The organism is Pseudomonas sp. GM30 (assembly GCF_000282275.2).
GTDB lineage: Bacteria > Pseudomonadota > Gammaproteobacteria > Pseudomonadales > Pseudomonadaceae > Aquipseudomonas.
On the sequence record NZ_AKJP02000026.1, the window covers coordinates 79,306 to 95,386 of the forward strand.

Genomic DNA, 16,081 nt, shown 5'->3' on the forward strand with positions numbered 1-16,081 from the left:
CAGGCTCGCTCCTACAAGGGATTTGTCCTGTCAGGGCAATCTCAGGCGCATGGCGCAGCGGCGTTCGGCGGCAAAGCCATGCTCGATTTCTTTCTGCAAAGCGTCGAGCAAATGCGCTTCATGTTCACCCGGTGCGATCACGATAAACCCCATGCGCTGATAAAACGGCGCATTCCACGGCACGTCGCGAAACGTGGTCAGGGTCACCGCGCGCATTTGCTCACGGCGGGCATGTTCAATCGCGGCCAGCAGCAGTTGACGGCCCACGCCTTGTCCCTGAAACGCGAGGCTGACCGACAGTTCTTCAATGTGCAGTTGGTTGTCGAAATCCAGCGCGCGGATAAACCCTGCGAGTTGCGCCGAAGTGTTTTCGGCGACCCAGACGTACGCATTGTCGATGGCTTGAAGATGTTGCTCGGCGCTGGCCACATCGGTGTCGGCAAGCCAGGCGAGGGTAGAATCTGTGCGAAACAGCTCGGCGGCCGAGCGCTCAATGGCGGGGAGGGCGGCGGCATCACGCTGCTGCGCCCGGCGTACAACAAAACTCATGGTAAAAAGTCCCTGTAGGCGCTGCCGCAGGCTGCGATCTTTCAGCTTTTTCAGAAGCCCAAGATCGCAGCCCGCGTCAGATCCTACAAGGGCTTCAGATACAACAGCACGTAATCGTTCTTGTCGAAACGGCCGGTCAGCACCGGTTGCAGACCGGCCAGCGAGGTGCCCTGTAGCGATTGCAGGTCCTTGCTGTCCATCATCAACCACGCCGGCCCCTTGAGCGCTTCGAGTTGCTGCACCGATTCGGTGAACTGCGGTTGCAGGTCCTGCTCGACGTTGACCATGAACTTGATCGCCTTGGCGTCTTTGCCCATGCCGTGCAGCACCAGCGGTGCCGGATTGGCCTGAACCTGAGCAAAGGCAGCACGACTGAACGCCTGCGTGTCGTACAGACGTCGCTCCACCGGTTCGAATACGGCGGCATACACCGTCCACAAGGCCAATACCGAACACAGCGCCAACACTTCGGCACGCCAGCGCGGGATCAACAGGCGCGACAGTGCGAGCAATTGCAGAACACCGAGTACGATCAGCACCAGAGAGATGCCGTCGAGTTGCTCGGGAAAGCGGCGCCTGGCAACCAGCAGGGCGACCATCAACAGCCCCGGCGTCACCAGCCAGATGCCTTGAATCACCCCGCGCAATACGCGGAACACCCGACCGTGCAGGACCTGGAACGGGTACGCCGCGATGATCGCCGCCATCGGCAACATCGGCAGCAGGTAACGCGCCTTCTTCGCCTGTGGAATCGACAGGCCAACCATGACGATCAGCCCCGCCGCCGCGCAATACTGCACCAGACGCAACGCTGGCCCGCGCTGATGCGGTTTGCTTAGCCAGGTCGCCGCCAACGTCAGGATCGCCAGCGGATAGGCCAGTGCGTAATTGCCCATCGAGCTGGTGAAGTAATACAGCGAACCGCTGACGCCTTCGCTGCCGTCCATGCGCCCCATGAACTGCATGCGGATCACGTCTTGCAGGAAGGCTTCGCCACCGCTGAGTTTCGCCAGCCATAACAGCAGGCCGACACACGCTGCGAGTAACACAGAAGCGAACACGCCGAACACGAAGAGGCGTTTCCACTCGCGGTTGAGCAAGTAGTAACTGCAAAGCATGCCGGTCGGCACCACCAGGCCGATGGGGCCGCGAATCCCGAAGCCCAGCAGCAACAGAATAAAGATCAGCGGCCAGCGCCGGCGCGAGCCGAAGTGGTCGTATGCGTAGCCGAGGTAAAACACCGACAGCGCCACGGCGGCGAGCATCAGGTCTTGCGACACCGCGCGCACTTCGGTGACGAAGGTGCTGGTGAGCATCAACAGCGCGATGCTGATCAGGGCCCAGCGTTGCGAATGCACCGCCAGCAAGCGATACATCAACGTCACGATCACGCCGCCGGCAATCGCGCTCGGCAGCCATGCCGTCAGGGTGTTGACCGCGCCAAAGGGCAACGACAACAACCAGATGAACAGCGTCGAGAGCGCCGAATAGTCGGCGTACGGCTCACCGTAAGTGGTCGGGAATACCGTTGGCCCATGCCGAAGCATCTCTTGGGCAAACAGCACAAAACGTGAATCGAAGCCAATGGGAGCCTGTCCGTAAACCCCGGCGATAAACAACAGCAGTGCCAGCAGCCCTGCGATCAGGGACTGCCGGCGGATGACAGGCGACAACGTGATCAAGCGACGTCCGCGGTGTTAGGCCACTGCTGCAGCGGCATCGGCAGTTTGCGCGAATCGCCACGGCCGATCGGGAAGTACTTGAAGCCGTTGCGTGCCAGACGCTCGGCGTCGTACAGGTTGCGGCCGTCGAAGATCACCGGAGCTTTCAGGCGTTGCTCGATCAGGTCGAAATCCGGCGCCTTGAACTGCTGCCATTCGGTGCAGATGATCAGCGCATCGGAACCGGCCAGCACCGATTCCGGGGTGCCCATCAGCATCAGTTTTTCTTCGTTCGGGTACAGATGCTGGGTTTCCTGCATCGCTTCCGGGTCGAACGCGCGCACGCTGGCGCCAGCGGCGAACAGCGAATCGAGCAGGACACGGCTCGGCGCGTCGCGCATGTCGTCGGTGTTTGGCTTGAACGCCAGTCCCCACAGGGCGAAGGTTTTGCCGCGCAGATCACCTTTGTAGAACGCGTTGATGCGGTCGAACAGCTTGTGCTTCTGCCGCTCGTTGATCGCCTCGACCGCTTGCAGCAGGTCACTGGAGCAATGGGCCTGCTCGGCGCTGTGGATCAGCGCACGCATGTCTTTGGGGAAGCACGAACCGCCATAACCGCAGCCCGGGTAGATGAAGTGGTAACCGATGCGCGTGTCGGCGCCGATGCCCTGACGCACCGACTCGATGTCGGCGCCCAGGTGCTCGGCCAGTTCGGCGATCTGGTTGATGAAGCTGATCTTGGTCGCCAGCATGCAGTTGGCGGCGTACTTGGTCAGCTCGGCGCTGCGCAGGTCCATGAACATGATGCGGTCATGGTTGCGGTTGAACGGCGAGTACAGGTCGCGCATCACGTCCTGCACTTCATCACCTTCGCAGCCGATGACGATGCGGTCGGGACGACGGCAGTCGGACACCGCCGAACCTTCCTTGAGGAATTCCGGGTTGGAGACGATATCGAACTGCAACTCGCGACCGGCCTTGTCCAGCGCGGCCTGAATGTGCGCACGCAGGGTGTCGCCGGTGCCGACCGGTACGGTGGATTTCTCCACCAGGATCAGCGGCTGTTCACGGTGACGCGCCACGGCGTCGCCCACCGACAGCACGTATTTCAGATCGGCCGAGCCGTCTTCGCTGGACGGTGTACCCACGGCGATGAACGCGACGCGACCGTGTTGTACAGCGAGTTTTTCATCGGAAGTGAAATGCAGGCGGCCGGAGTCCAGGCCTTCGCGCACCAGGCTCGACAGGCCCGGTTCGAAGATGCTGACGTGACCCTGGCGCAGCAGTTCGACTTTCTTCTGATCGATGTCCATGCACACGACGTCGTGACCGACTTCGGCCAACACGGCGGCCTGCACCAGGCCGACATAACCGCTACCAAATACTGTGATTTTCATGGAGCACTCCTGAATTCGGGCGCACGAGACGGACGAGTGTTAATAGTGATGACCCCGAGCATGACCAGTGCCACGCCCAGCGATTTAGTGAAACTGAAGGATTCGTTGAACAGCGGCAGACTGGCCGCCAGCAGGTACACCAGCGCATAGCTGATGCTCAGCAGCGAATAGGCCCGCCCCAGCGGCAGATCGCGCAAGGCCGCGAGCCAGCAGAGCATCGACAGGGCGTAGGCGAAAATCGCCGCCAGCACCACGGCCAGTGCCGACAGATCGACACTGCCGGCGCTCAGCGCCGTCAGCCATTGTTCCGGTTGCGGCAGGCGCGTCATGCTCCAGCGCATACCCAGTTGCGCGCCACTGACCAGCATGACGCTGCCCAGAGCAAAACCGATTCCCCGTGCCTGGTTCATGACTGTTGCCCCAGCAAAACCACGCCGCCGATCACCAGCGCCACGCCCAGCCAATGCCGGCGGTCGATGGGCTCGCGAAAGACGAAGCGGGCGATCAGGGTGATCAGCACGAAGTTGAGGCTGAGCATCGGGTAAGCGATGCCCACTTCAAGACGTTGCAGCACCAGCAGCCAGACCAGCAGCCCGCTGCCGAGTGAAAACAGCGCCAGCCACAACCACGGCGAACGCAGTTTGTCGGCCCAGGACGACTCGACCCCGCGCCAGCTCTCCACCGCGTATTTCTGCGCGACTTGCCCCAGGCACGTCAGCAGACACGCCGTCAGTAACAGCAACCAGCTCATGTCGGATCCTTGGGCAGCACCATGATCACCAGATTGCCCGACTCATAACGGGTACCGTCCTTGGGCAGCAGGTCCAGCTCTTCGAGCTCGTCCTGGCCCTTGACACGCATCAGCACACCGACCGATCCGCTGCGGCGCGCTTCGCGTACCCATTGTTGAACGTTGTCCTTGGTGAGTCGGCGCTCGGCGCCTTCCGGGTAGGACAGACCGTATTTGAGTTCGCCGACCGTGTTGTACAGCGCGACCTCTGGTTGTTTCATGCGCCAGGCCAGCGCTGCCGCCGCGCCCAGATCATTGCTCAGCAGGTGCGTGGCGCCGGACAGTTCGGTGACGTGGTGCCGGATGAACTGATCCGGGGTTTTGTTGGCCACCACCGACTTGGGCAACGCCGCCGGCAGGATTCCCGCCAGCAACAGACTGCCCAACGCCGGCGCCGCCCAGCACTGCAACGGCAGGAACGCTTGCGCCAGGTTGGCGATGATCCAGCCGATCAGGGCGATGAACACCAGCACCAGGCTGTGCAGTTCGTGGTCGTACACTGGTTTGTTCAATTGCAGGTAAACCAGTGCGATCAGCGTGACCACACCCAGCAACAGGTTCAGCAGACCGTTGATTCCCAGCGCCCGACCTTGTTCCAGACGCAGGCGATCAGCCAGCGCATTGCCTAGCAGCAGTGCCAAAGGCAGCAGGCAAGGCAGGATGTAGGTCGGCAGCTTGCCGTTGCTCAGACTGAAAAAGCCCAGCGGCAGCCATAGCCACAACAACAGGAAGACCATGTTCGGCTGGGCCCGGGTTTGCCAGGCCTGCTTGAACGCGGTCGGCAGCAGACCGACCCACGGCAGGCTGAATGCCACCAGCAGCGGCAGGTAGAACCACCACGGTGCATCGTGCTGCGCATCGTCACCGGCAAAGCGGCGGATGTGTTCGTGCCAGAAGAAAAACCGCCAGTAATCCGGTTCCTGTGCGTGCACCGCCAGCGCCCACGGCAAGCTGACGATGATCGCGATAGCGATCGCCACCGGGCCGAACACCAGCAGTTCACGCCAGCGTTTCTGCCAGAGCATCCATGGCAACGCGATCAGCACCGGCAGCAACCAGGCGAGAAAGCCCTTGGTCATGAAACCCATGCCGCAGGCCAGCCCCAGCAGCGCCCATGCGCCCAGCCGTTGCCCGGTGCTGCGGCTGTCGAGCGCAAACCACAGCGCCACCAGACTCAGGTTGACCCAGAAGGTGAACTGCGGATCGAGGTTGGCGTACCCGGCCTGACCGGCGACGACCGTGAAGCTCATGTAGAGCAGGGCGCAGACGAAGCTCTTGCGCGGATCGTTCCATAGCCTGCGCGCGACCAGGTAGGCCAGCAGCACACTCAACGCCGTGCTGAGGGCCGAGGCGAAGCGCACGCCGAACAGATTCTGCCCGAACAATTCCTGGCCGATGGCGATCATCCAGTAGCCGGCAATCGGTTTCTCGAAATACCGCAGCCCCATGAAATGCGGCGACACCCAGTTGCCACTGAGCAGCATGTCCTGGCTGATCTGTGCGTAACGGGTTTCGTCGGGGATCCACAGGCCATGGGTGCTCAACGGCAACAGATAGGCCAGCAGACAGAGGCCGACCAACAGCGGCAGTGCCCAGCGTCTGGTCATGCGCCTTGCACTCCCAGCCAGCCTTCACGGCCTTCGAGCACACCGCGTTGCACGCGGCCTACGGGCAGGGTGTTGAAGAACTCGGGCAACAAGTCGCCCAAGGGTTTGAAGTCAATGTGGCGCTGGCGTGCATCAGCTAGCAACTGGCGAAAATCCTGAGCCATCAGAATCCCTTCTACTTCGGCATGAATGGTGTAGACGTTGAGTGCTTGCGACTGGAACCGGTCGAGGATGAAGGCGTTGAAGTCCCTCGCCGCCACGTGCGGGCCGACGACTTCGTCGAAGGTCGGCAGGTCCACCGGAATCTGCGGAGTGCCCAGCGAACCGTCCGCCAGCAGCGGACGGAACAGGCTCTGCCCTCGACAATCGCTGTTATAGCGAAAGCCGAAGGTCTGCTTGGCCTCGATCACGCGCTCGTCCGCACGCCAGCCGGCGGCGGCCGAACACTGGATCTTTTCGCCGAGGATGTCGCTCAAGGTGTCGACGCCGCGCCGGATCTGTTCGATCAGTTGCGCGTCGCTCCAGCGCCCGGCGTTGGCCTGCCAGCCATGGTGATCCCAGGCGTGCAGGCCGACTTCGTGACCGGCGTCCCGGGCCTGACGCATCAGGTGCCCGAGATCACGGCCAATCGGTTTGCCGGGCCAGGCAGTGCCGGCCAGCAAAATGTCCCAGCCGTAGAGGCCGGCAGCGTTGGAGCGCAGCATTTTCCAGAGGAACTGCGGGCGGATCAGGCGCCACAGATGCCGGCCCATGTTGTCCGGGCCGACACTGAAGAAAAACGTTGCCTTGACCTGCGCCTCGTCGAGCATCTCCAACAGTCGCGGCACACCTTCACGGGTGCCGCGGTAGGTGTCGACATCGATACGAAGACCTGCCTGCATTACTTCTTGTCCGCGATTTCGAGCATGGCTTCACGCAGGAAGAAGTCCAGGGTGTTGCCGATGGTCTCGCGCATTTCCACGGTCGGCTCCCAGTTCAGCAGGCGCTTGGCGTTGGCAATGCTTGGTTTGCGGTGTTCCACGTCCTGGTAACCGGCACCGTAGAACGCCTTGCTTTCCACGTCGCGGAAACCGGCGAACGGCGGGAAGTTGTGGCGCAGCGGGTGCGCTTCGAACTGACGCAGCAGCTCTTCGCCCAACTGACGGATGCTGGCTTCGTTGTCCGGGTTGCCGATGTTGATGATCTGGCCGTTGCACACGTCGTTGTCGTTATCGATGATGCGCGCCAGTGCCTCGACGCCGTCAGCGATGTCGGTGAAGCAACGCTTCTGCTCGCCACCGTCGAACAGACGGATCGGTGTGCCTTCCACCAGGTTGAGGATCAACTGGGTGATGGCGCGGGAGCTGCCGATACGCGCCGAATCCAGACGATCCAGACGCGGGCCCATCCAGTTGAACGGACGGAACAGGGTGAAGTTCAGGCCCTTGGCGCCGTAAGCCCAGATCACGCGGTCCAGCAGTTGTTTGGAGACCGAGTAGATCCAGCGCTGCTTGTTGATCGGGCCGACGATCAGGTTCGAGCTGTCTTCGTCGAAGTTCTTGTCCTGGCACATGCCATAGACTTCCGAGGTCGACGGGAAAATCACGCGCTTGTTGTACTTGACGCAGTAGCGAACCAGTTTCAGGTTCTCTTCGAAGTCCAGCTCGAATACGCGCAGCGGGTTGCGGGTGTATTCGATCGGGGTGGCGATGGCCACCAGCGGCAGGACCACGTCGCACTTCTTGATGTGGTACTCGATCCACTCGGAGTGAATGCTGATGTCACCCTCGACGAAGTGGAAGTTCGGGTGACTGCGCAGACGGTCGATGGCGTCGGAGCCGATGTCCAGACCGTAGACTTCGTAGCGGTCGTCACGCAGCAGGCGCTCGGACAGGTGGTTACCGATGAAGCCGTTGACGCCCAGAATCAGTACGCGAGTACGACGTGGCGCACGACCGGATTCGGCACCGCGCAGCAGCGAGCCGTCAACCAGACCCAACTCGTTGGCCAGTTGCGGGCCGCTGAGGTACAGACCGTTGTCGTTGCGCTGACCGGCGTTGATCACCAGCGAGTCCTGACCGCAGGCAATGCGCAGCGGATCGACGCTGATCACGCGGCCTGGCGCCTGGCCTTCGTTGCCCTTGACGACTTCGGCGCTCCAGACGATCAGTTTGTGCTCGCCCACGGCGCAAAACGCGCCCGGGTAAGGACGGGTGACGGCGCGCACCAGGTTGAACAGTTCTTCGGCCGGTTTGGCCCAGACCAGTTTGCCGTCCGCCGGAGTACGGCGACCGAACACGGTGGCCTTCGATTCGTCTTGCGGGGTTTCAGTGATCTTGCCTTGCAGCATGTTCGGCAGGGTGTCGCGCAGCAGGTCGCTGGCGGCGGTGCGCAGTTTGGCGTGCAGGGTCAGGCCGGTGTCGCTGCGGTCGATGGCAACGCGCTGCTGGGCAACGATGGCGCCGGTATCCGCGCGCTTGACCATGCGGTGCAGGGTGACGCCGGTTTCGGTTTCGCCATTGACCAGCACCCAGTTTGCCGGTGCGCGACCGCGATAGCGTGGCAGCAGCGAACCGTGCAGGTTGAACGCGCCTTTTTTGGCCAGGGCCAGCAGTGGCTCGCTCAGCAGGTTGCGGTAGTAGAAGGAGAAAATGTACTCCGGGTCCAGCTTGGCGATGCGCTCGATCCACAGCGGGTGGTTGGCGTCTTCCGGGGCGTGCACCGGGATGCCTTTGTTGGCGCACAGCTGTGCAACCGAGGCATAGAACGCGTTTTCTTTCGGATCATCGGCGTGAGTGAACACTGCTGCAATGTCATAGCCGCTGTTGAGCAGGGCTTCAATGCCGGCGCAGCCAATATCGTGGTAGGCGAAGACAACAGTTTTTGCACTCATGAGAGAACCTGATCGGAAGTGGAAGAAGTAGCGGTAGAAGAAAGACCATCAACGGTGACGGCAGGGGCCGGAGCGGCCGGCTGGCTGCGCAACACCTTTTCGATGAAGAAGCGTGGACGGGCGCGCACATCGCTGTACATGCGGCCGAGATATTCACCCAGCAGGCCCATGCCGATGAACTGGCCACCGGTGAACACGAACAGTACGGCGAACAGCACGAACATGCCGTCACCGGCCCAACCGGCACCGAAGGCCAGACGCAAGACAATCAACGCAACGGCGAACAGCACGCCCAATCCGGCCATGGCGAAGCCGACGATGCTCAGCAGACGCAGCGGCGTGGTGGTCATGCAGGTGACCAGATCAAACATCAGGTTGATCAGGCGCATCGGGCTGTATTTCGAATCGCCGTGTTCACGCTCGGCGTGGGCGACGACGATTTCGGTGGTGTGACGGGCGAAGCTGTTGGCCAGGATCGGGATGAACGTGCTGCGTTCGCGGCAGGCGAGCATCGCGTCGATGATGGTGCGGCGGTAGGCGCGCAGCATGCAGCCGTAGTCGCTCATGGCGACGCCGGTGGAGCGTTGCACGGCCAGGTTGATCAGCTTCGACGGGTAGCGGCGCAGCGCCGAATCCTGACGATTGCCGCGCACGGTGCCGACCACGTCGTAACCCTTTTCAGCTTCTGCCACCAGACGCGGAATTTCTTCCGGCGGGTTCTGCAGGTCGGCGTCGAGGGTGATCACCACGTCGCCCTTGCACTGCTCGAAACCGGCCATAATCGCGGCGTGCTGACCATAGTTGCGGTTGAGAATGACCGCCACGAACGGGCTGTTTTCGCGCCCGGCGGCTTCTTCAAGCATGTTGGCCGACTCGTCGCGGCTGCCGTCGTCGACCAGCACGATTTCAAAATCGTGTTGCAACTGGCGGCAGGCCGCTTCGGTGCGACGCAGCAACTCGGGCAGGCTTTCCTGTTCGTTGTAGACCGGGATGACGATCGACACGCTACGGATTGGATAAGGTTTCACAGGCGTTTTTCCATGATTTGTTCGATGGCACCGACCACGCGATCAAGGTCTTGACCGGTCATGTCGGGGAACAGCGGAATCGAGCACAGCCGCGCCGAGTTCCATTCGGTGTTGGGCAGGTACAGGTCGGGGTCACGCTGGCGATACCAGGTGTGCAGGTGGGTGGCAATGAAATGGATACCGGTGCCGATGCCCTGATCCTGCAACGCCTTCATGAAGGCTTCGCGGTCCATGCCGCAACGCTCGCTGTCGATGCGCAGGATGAACAGGTGCCAGGCGTGTTGCTGGGCATAGGCGGGCAGGGCCAGCGGTTGCACCGGCAGGCCTTCGAATTTTTGCAGGTAGCTGGTGGCCAGCTCTGTGCGGCGGGCGTTGATTTCGTCCAGACGTTGCAGCTGCACCAGGGCAATCGCGGCGTTGATGTCGGCTAGGTTGTACTTGAAGCCCGGTTCCATCACTTGCGCCTGCGGCTTGCGGCCACCGGTCAGACGGTCATAGGCGTCAACGCCCAGGCCGTGGAATTTGAGCATGCGCACGCGGCTGGCGAGCGCTTCGTCGTCGGTGACGAACATCGCGCCTTCGGCACAGGTCATGTTCTTGATCGCATGGAACGAGAAGATCGCCGTGCCTTGCGAGCCGACGTGACGCCCCTTGTAGCGAGTGCCGGCGGCGTGGGCGGCGTCTTCGATGACCGGGATGCCGTGCTTGTCAGCCAGGGCGTACAGCGGATCGAGATCGAATGCAGCACCGGCATAGTGCACCGGAATGATTGCCTTGGTTCGCGGGGTGATGGCCGCTTCGATGCGCGCAGCGTCGGTCATCAGCGTGTCGCGGTCGACGTCGACGAACACCGGTTTGGCGCCCAGCAGGGAGATCATGTTGGCGGTCGAGACCCAGGTCTGCGACGGGGTGATGACTTCGTCGCCCGGGCCGATGCCCAAGGCCAGCAGGGTGATGTGCATGCCGCCGGTGGCCGAAGACAAGGCCACCGCGTGCTTGCAACCCACGTACTGCGCAAACTGCTCTTCGAGTGCCTGGTTTTTCGGCCCCGTGGTGATCCAGCCCGAGCGCAACACCTGCTCGACAGCGGCAATTTCCTCATCGCCAATACTTGGGCGGGAGAAGGGGAGAAACGCCTGACTCATGGGCACCTCATTACAAAAAAAATAAAGGATGGATTCACGCGGTTATTGGATCCAGCCTCAGCGTAGACACAGAAAAGCGCTCCTGCATCAATAACTTGGCAAAAAAAGCATGACGTCGGGGATTGATTGACTTTTCACGATTTGCCCGGCAGGTTGGGGCATAGCCACTACCGAACCTATGGGAATTAAGGTTATGCCGGTTTTTGTGAAAGGAACATGAAAAACCGGTTGGCGAATCGTTTATCTGTCACTTATACAGCCGCTGTTCAGGCTTCTGCCGTCCATCGCAGTTTTTTGTCGGACAGTGCGGCTCAAGTACCTTCTTTACTTCAAGTACATTGCATTTGTTAGTTGTTGCAGTGCTGTACATTTTTTACTCAAGGTTTAACGTTTGATTGATTTAGTTGCTGCAACCCACGACGCTCCAAAAACCAACCCGATGAGCCTGTACCTCGCGCGTTTGGCGCCCTCCAGCCAACTGACCATGCGTTACGTGCTGCAAGATGCGGCCGATCGCCTGGGCTTTGAAGACATGAATGTCGAAGAGATTCCCTGGCATGCCTTGCAACCGGAAGATGTTGTAGCGCTGGTCGCTGCATTACGCGCAGACAACTACGCACCGAACACTTCTTCGTTGTATGTGAATGCGGTGCGCGGGGTGATGAATGAGGCCTGGCGCATGAGCCTGATCAGCCAGGAACATCTTTTGAAGATGCGCTCGGTCAAGGGCATCGCCGGCACGCGGCTGTCTCAGGGGCGCAATCTCAAGCGCACGCTGATTCACGAATTGATGGAAGTCTGCGCCGCCGACCCACGCCCGCAGGGCCTGCGTGATGCAGCAATCATCGCGTTGCTGTACGGCACCGGCATGCGCAAATCGGAATCGGTGGACCTGGATCTGAATCAGGTCGATTTCAGCGAACGCAGCCTGTGCGTCACCGCCAAGGGCAACAAGCAGTTGATCAAATATGCTCCGGCATGGGCGTTCAGCAAGCTCGACGCGTGGCTCGAACTGCGCCGCTCGCAGCTCAAGGAAGGCGAGAGCGACGATGCCTTCCTGTTCAACCGTATTCGCCGTGGCAGCCACATCACCCGCGAGCGCATCACCAAGCATGCGATTTACTACATCGCCCGTCAGCGCGGCACGCAGGTCGGGGTGAAGATCATGCCCCACGACTTCCGTCGCTCGTTCATCACCCGGGTGATCGAGGAGCACGACCTGTCGATCGCACAGAAACTGGCGCATCACAGCAACATCCAGACCACCGCCAACTACGATGTGCGCGATGACAACGAGCGGCGGCGGGCAGTGGATCGTTTCGATCTCTGATCAGCTCAGGCCAAACACATGCGCCGCGCCGAGCACCGACAGTTGCACCGCGCTGCCGGCGGGCGGCGCGTGCATGCCGGAGCTGCGCACCAGAATCGAACGGGCCGGATCCTGAATAGCGGATGAACTCAGTTCAACCGTCAGGGTGCAGGTGTTGCCAGCAAAATCGCGGTCGGTGACCAGCGCAGGGCAACCTTGACCGTCAGACGCCACCTCGGCGATCTGCAATTGTTCGGGGCGCAGCATGATCTGCGCAGCGCCGCTGAAGCCGTTGCTGTTCACCGCCACCTGACCCAGATCGCAATGCGCCCAACCCGCCTCGATTCGCGCGGGCAGGACCACCGCTTCGCCGAGAAAGTGCGCGGTCTGTTCATCCTGCGGATAGCGGTAGAGATCCATCGGATGCCCGGACTGCACCAGCCGGCCACCGCGCATCACCGCCAATTGATCGGCAAACGACAACGCTTCGCTTTGGTCGTGGGTCACCAGAATGGTGGTGACGCCGGCGTCTTCGAGCAGGCGCGCGACCATTTTGCGCATGGCACTGCGCAAACCGGTGTCGAGGGCGGAGAACGGCTCGTCGAGCAGCATCAGCCGTGGCTGTTGCGCCAGAGCACGGGCCAGCGAGACCCGCTGTTGCTGGCCACCGGACAATTCGTGGGGCCAACGGTTGGCCATGTTGGCATCGAGGGCGACGCTGTCCATCAATTCCTGAATGCGTTGATGGCGCGCGGCACCGGTCAGCGCCAGGCCAAAACCGATGTTCGCCGCCACCGTCATGTGCGGGAACAACGCACCGTCCTGCGGGACGTAGCCGATCTGCCGTTGATAGGCCGGCACTGCGTGGCTGCGGTCGACCAGCGTCTGGCCGTTGAGGGTAAGACTGCCGCTGTCGGGAAACTCGAAGCCGGCGATCATCCGCAACAGCGTGGTCTTGCCGGAACCGGAGGGGCCGACGATCACCGTGCGGCTGCCGGTCGGCACGTTGAGGCTGACGTCGTCGAGCGCCTTCTGCGCGCCGAAGGTTTTACTGAGGTTGAGCAGTTCGAGAGCGTTCATCGGCCAGCGGTACGCCTGGATTGGTGATAGAGGATGGCCGTCAGCGGCAGGGAAAGCAGGATCATCAAGAACGCGTAGGGCGCTGCGGCGGCGTAATCGATTTCGCTGGTCATGGCCCAGAAACCGGTGGCGAGGGTGCGCGTGCCGTTGGGCGCAAGCAGCAGGGTCGCGGTCAGCTCATTGGTGATTGCCAGAAACACCAGCGCTGCACCCGCCGCCGCGCCGGGAGCCGCCAGGCGCACGGTGATCAGCCATAATGCGCGAATCGGCGAGCGGCCAAGGCTTTGCGCGATGTTTTCCAGCTCGACCGGGGCCTGAGCGAAACCGGCGCGCAGGCTGACCAGTGCCCGCGGCAGGAACATCAGCAGATAAGCCAGCAGCACGGTGATGGTGGTCTGGTAGATCGGCCGGGCGAAATGGATGGTTACGGTGACCAACGCCAGCGCAACGACAATGCCGGGCAGCGAACTGGTGATGTAGTTGCAGCCTTCCAGCAAGCGCTGCAGTTTGCCGGGAGAACGGATCGACAGCCAGGCAATGGGAATCGCCGCGACACTGGTCAGCAACGCGCCGGCCACTCCGTAAGACAAGGTCTGCAGCAGCGCCGGCAGCAACTCGTCACCTTGCCAGACCTGCATACCACCGGCCACCAACCAGCGGCCCAGCGTGAGCAACGGCACACCGAGAGCGAGCAGGCAGGTCAAGGTTTGCAGCAATAAAGCCAGGGTTGTCACGCCTCGGCCCAGTTGCACGCTGCGCTGGTCCCGGGCGCTGCCGGAACCGACTCGCGCATAGCGAGCGTTGCCACGGGCAGCGGATTCAGCGGTGAGCATCGCCAGACAGCACAGCGCCAGAACCCCGGCGAGCATGTTGGCGGCCGGGCCGTTGAAGGTCGATTTGAACTGATCGAAGATCGCCGTGGTGAAGGTGTCGAAACGGATCATCGCGTACAAGCCGTACTCGGCCAGCAAATGCAAACCGACCAGCAAGGCGCCACCGCAGATTGCCAAGCGCAATTGCGGCAACACCACCCGAAAGAACACCGCCCACGGCTTGAGCCCCAAGGATTGCGCGACATCTTCAATCGCCGGATCGAGACGGCGCAAGGTCGCGGCAATCGGCAAGTACAGAAACGGGAAATAGGCGATCACCGACACCAGCACACCGGCCGGCAGACCGTGGATCGACGGAACCAGGCTGACCCACGCGTAACTGTGGACGAACGCCGGCACCGCCAGCGGCGCGACCGCCAGCACTGACCACCATCGGCGGCCGGGCAGGTTACTGCGTTCGGTCAGCCAGGCCAGGGTAGTTCCAAGCACGATGCACAGCGGCAGGGTGATCAGCACCAGCAGCACAGTGTTGATCAGCAATTCGCCGACCCGCGGGCGAAAGATCAGGGCCTCGATGGTCGCCCAGCCGGTGTACCACGCCACACCGATCACGAATGCAATCGGCAGCAGGGACAACAACGACACCAGCACCGCCGAGCTCACCACCCACGAACTGCCACGCCCGGCCAGCGTGCGGGGCGGGTGAATGAGGCTGGCGGCGGCCGTCGCAACGGCCGGTGCAGGCAAGGTTTCGGGCATCACTCAGAGCAATCCGGCCTGGGTCATCAGCTCGACGGCTTTTTTGCTGTCGAGGGTCGAAGCATCGACTTTCGGCGCGTCGAGGGTTTTCAGCGGGGTCAGCTTCGGATTGGACGGCGCGTCTTTGCCCACGGCGTATTCGAACGAGGTGCCGGTTTTGAGCACCTCCTGACCTTGCTTGCCGGTGATGTATTCGACGAACTTCTGCGCTTCATCCTGATGCTTGCTCGATGCCAGCACGCCGGCGCCGGAGGTACTGACGAACGCGCCCGGATCCTGATGTTTGAAGTAGTACAGCTTGGTGTTTTTGCTGTTCTCGCCGGTCTTGGACTGATCGACGAAGCTGTAATAGTGGTAGATCACGCCGCTGTCGATCTGCCCGGCGTTGACGGCCTTGAGCACTGCACTGTTGCCGCGATAGATGGTTGCGTTGGTCTTCATGCCCTTGAGCCATTCCAGCGTGGCGGCTTCGCCTTTCTGCTGCAGGACGGCGGCGACGATCGCCTGGAAGTCGGCGCCAGCCGGGGAGGCGGCCCAACGGCCTTTCCAGGCCGGGGTGGCGAGGTCGAGCAGGGATTTGGGCAGGTCTTTTTCAGTCAACTTGCTCGGGTTGTAGACGAACACGGTGGAACGGGCGGCGATGCCGACCCAATTGCCGTGGGCCGGACGGTAGGCGGAATCGACTTGTTCAAGGGTTGTCGGCGCCAACGGGACGAACAGTTTGGCGTTGTCCACCAGCACCATGGCCGGGGAGTTCTCGGTGAGGAATACGTCTGCCGGCGAGGCGGCGCCTTCTTGCACGAGCTGGTTGCCCATCTCGGTGTCATCGCCGTTGCGGATGGTCACCGGAATGCCGGTTTCCTCGGTGAACCCGGCCACCCAGGCCTTGGTCAGGGTTTCATGCTGCGCGTTGTAGACCACCAGACCCACCGAGTCTGCGGCAAATGCCTGCCCGGTGCCGAGCAACGCGGTGGCCAGCAAGGCGCGTTTGAAGAAGGATGGAAGGCGTGGATTCATTTGGGCAGCTCCTGTTTTCAGACGTTATGAGCAA

General features: G+C 61.8%; 14 protein-coding genes. 1 reads left to right on the plus strand and 13 read right to left on the minus strand.

Features of this window, described 5'->3' with window-relative positions; genetic code table 11:
- Positions 1–30 precede the first annotated feature (30 nt).
- From PMI25_RS16070 to arnB, 10 genes are all read right to left on the minus strand, one after another.
- Positions 31–549: a GNAT family N-acetyltransferase gene (locus tag PMI25_RS16070; protein ID WP_007969521.1), complete on the minus strand. Its 519-nt coding sequence runs from the start codon at positions 547–549 to the stop codon at positions 31–33.
- An 83-nt stretch (positions 550–632) separates the two neighbouring features.
- Positions 633–2,231, minus strand: coding sequence for an ArnT family glycosyltransferase (locus PMI25_RS16075; RefSeq protein ID WP_007969520.1), 1,599 nt, complete (start codon positions 2,229–2,231; stop codon positions 633–635).
- Positions 2,228–3,607: a UDP-glucose dehydrogenase family protein gene (locus PMI25_RS16080; RefSeq protein ID WP_007969518.1), complete on the minus strand. Its 1,380-nt coding sequence runs from the start codon at positions 3,605–3,607 to the stop codon at positions 2,228–2,230. Before PMI25_RS16080 ends, PMI25_RS16075 begins: the two co-directional genes overlap by 4 nt.
- The gene (gene arnF / locus PMI25_RS16085) at positions 3,604–4,017 is read right to left on the minus strand and encodes a 4-amino-4-deoxy-L-arabinose-phosphoundecaprenol flippase subunit ArnF (protein WP_007969515.1); all 414 of its coding nucleotides are present in this window, start codon (positions 4,015–4,017) and stop codon (positions 3,604–3,606) included. Before arnF ends, PMI25_RS16080 begins: the two co-directional genes overlap by 4 nt.
- The gene (arnE, locus tag PMI25_RS16090; protein ID WP_007969514.1) at positions 4,014–4,358 is read right to left on the minus strand and encodes a 4-amino-4-deoxy-L-arabinose-phosphoundecaprenol flippase subunit ArnE; all 345 of its coding nucleotides are present in this window, start codon (positions 4,356–4,358) and stop codon (positions 4,014–4,016) included. The genes arnF and arnE overlap by 4 nt, the downstream gene beginning before the upstream one ends.
- Positions 4,355–6,004 (minus strand): lipid IV(A) 4-amino-4-deoxy-L-arabinosyltransferase, encoded by a 1,650-nt coding sequence (gene arnT / locus PMI25_RS16095; protein ID WP_007969513.1) that lies wholly within the window; start codon positions 6,002–6,004, stop codon positions 4,355–4,357. Before arnT ends, arnE begins: the two co-directional genes overlap by 4 nt.
- Positions 6,001–6,885, minus strand: a complete 885-nt coding sequence (arnD, locus tag PMI25_RS16100) for a 4-deoxy-4-formamido-L-arabinose-phosphoundecaprenol deformylase (protein ID WP_007969512.1) — start codon at positions 6,883–6,885, stop codon at positions 6,001–6,003. The genes arnT and arnD overlap by 4 nt, the downstream gene beginning before the upstream one ends.
- Complete coding sequence (gene arnA, locus PMI25_RS16105; protein WP_007969511.1) at positions 6,885–8,876, minus strand: bifunctional UDP-4-amino-4-deoxy-L-arabinose formyltransferase/UDP-glucuronic acid oxidase ArnA; 1,992 nt, start codon at positions 8,874–8,876, stop codon at positions 6,885–6,887. The genes arnD and arnA overlap by 1 nt, the downstream gene beginning before the upstream one ends.
- A complete protein-coding gene (gene arnC, locus PMI25_RS16110; RefSeq protein WP_007969510.1) occupies positions 8,873–9,904 on the minus strand; it encodes an undecaprenyl-phosphate 4-deoxy-4-formamido-L-arabinose transferase in 1,032 nt (343 codons plus the stop codon). The genes arnA and arnC overlap by 4 nt, the downstream gene beginning before the upstream one ends.
- Positions 9,901–11,049 (minus strand): UDP-4-amino-4-deoxy-L-arabinose aminotransferase, encoded by a 1,149-nt coding sequence (arnB, locus tag PMI25_RS16115; RefSeq protein WP_007969509.1) that lies wholly within the window; start codon positions 11,047–11,049, stop codon positions 9,901–9,903. The genes arnC and arnB overlap by 4 nt, the downstream gene beginning before the upstream one ends.
- Before the next feature lie 439 nt (positions 11,050–11,488).
- On the opposite strand from arnB, the gene PMI25_RS16120 reads away from it, so the two are divergent.
- Positions 11,489–12,379 (plus strand): site-specific integrase, encoded by an 891-nt coding sequence (locus tag PMI25_RS16120; protein WP_027611947.1) that lies wholly within the window; start codon positions 11,489–11,491, stop codon positions 12,377–12,379.
- Here the strand turns inward: PMI25_RS16120 and PMI25_RS16125 are convergent, their stop codons facing one another.
- The 3 genes from PMI25_RS16125 to PMI25_RS16135 are packed head-to-tail and all read right to left on the minus strand — an operon-like array spanning position 12,380 to position 16,047.
- Positions 12,380–13,438: an ABC transporter ATP-binding protein gene (locus PMI25_RS16125; protein ID WP_007969505.1), complete on the minus strand. Its 1,059-nt coding sequence runs from the start codon at positions 13,436–13,438 to the stop codon at positions 12,380–12,382.
- Entirely contained in the window at positions 13,435–15,030 is a 1,596-nt protein-coding gene (locus PMI25_RS16130) for an ABC transporter permease (RefSeq protein ID WP_007969504.1), read from the minus strand. Before PMI25_RS16130 ends, PMI25_RS16125 begins: the two co-directional genes overlap by 4 nt.
- A 3-nt stretch (positions 15,031–15,033) precedes the next feature.
- Positions 15,034–16,047, minus strand: a complete 1,014-nt coding sequence (locus PMI25_RS16135) for an iron ABC transporter substrate-binding protein (RefSeq protein ID WP_007969503.1) — start codon at positions 16,045–16,047, stop codon at positions 15,034–15,036.
- Positions 16,048–16,081: the final 34 nt, after the last annotated feature.